Consider the following 1,294-nt stretch of genomic DNA (forward strand, 5'->3'; position numbering starts at 1 on the left):
AGCCGGTGGCCCAACCCCTTGTGGGAGGGAGCTGTCGAAGGTGGGACTGGCGATTGGGACGAAGTCGTAACAAGGTAGCCGTACCGGAAGGTGCGGCTGGATCACCTCCTTTCTAAGGAGCACTTCTCACCAAGCCTGGCTTGGTCAGAGGCCGGTACATCGGCGAATGTCCGATGCCGGTTGCTCATGGGTGGAACGTTGACTACTCGGCGCACTTGACCTGCTTTTCTTCCTAGTACTGCTTCGGCGTGGAACGGAATGGGGAGGGGTCGGGGGTGTCGGGCACGCTGTTGGGTGTCTGAGGGAATGAGTTTCCTTCAGGTGCCGGCCCCAGTGCACTCGGACCCGTGTTTGGTTCGGGGTGATGGGTGGCTGGTCGTTGTTTGAGAACTGCACAGTGGACGCGAGCATCTGTGGCCAAGTTTTTAAGGGCGCACGGTGGATGCCTTGGCACCAGGAACCGATGAAGGACGTGGGAGGCCGCGATAGTCCCCGGGGAGTCGTCAACCAGGCTTTGATCCGGGGGTTTCCGAATGGGGAAACCCGGCAGTCGTCATGGGCTGTCACCCGCTGCTGAACACATAGGCAGTGTGGAGGGAACGAGGGGAAGTGAAACATCTCAGTACCCTCAGGAAGAGAAAACAACCGTGATTCCGGGAGTAGTGGCGAGCGAAACCGGATGAGGCCAAACCGTATGCGTGTGAGACCCGGCAGGGGTTGCGCATGTGGGGTTGTGGGTTCTTTCTTCTGCGGTCTGCCGGCCGTGGGACGAGTCAGAAACCGTTGATGTAGACGAAGGGCATGCGAAAGGCCCGGCGTAGAGGGTAAGACCCCCGTAGTCGAAACGTCAGCGGCTCGTTTGATTGATACCCAAGTAGCACGGGGCCCGAGAAATCCCGTGTGAATCTGGCGGGACCACCCGCTAAGCCTAAATATTCCCTGGTGACCGATAGCGGATAGTACCGTGAGGGAATGGTGAAAAGTACCCCGGGAGGGGAGTGAAATAGTACCTGAAACCGTGTGCCTACAAGCCGTGGGAGCGTCGGAATGTGCTTGCACATTCTCGTGACTGCGTGCCTTTTGAAGAATGAGCCTGCGAGTTTGCGGTGTGTTGCGAGGTTAACCCGGGTGGGGTAGCCGTAGCGAAAGCGAGTCCGAACAGGGCGGTGGAGTAGCACGCTCAAGACCCGAAGCGGAGTGATCTAGCCATGGGCAGGTTGAAGCGGAGGTAAGACTTCGTGGAGGACCGAACCCACCAGGGTTGAAAACCTGGGGGATGACCTGTGGTTAGGGG

Annotated in this window: 2 rRNA genes; both read left to right on the forward strand. The window is 58.8% G+C overall.

The window, feature by feature from the left end:
• Positions 1–112 (forward strand): 16S ribosomal RNA (locus JS756_RS35750); the annotation flags it as partial.
• Positions 113–415: 303 nt separating this feature from the next.
• Positions 416–1,294, forward strand: a 23S ribosomal RNA gene (locus tag JS756_RS35755); the annotation flags it as partial.

Source organism: Streptomyces actuosus (assembly GCF_016921115.1).
Lineage (GTDB): Bacteria > Actinomycetota > Actinomycetes > Streptomycetales > Streptomycetaceae > Streptomyces > Streptomyces actuosus_A.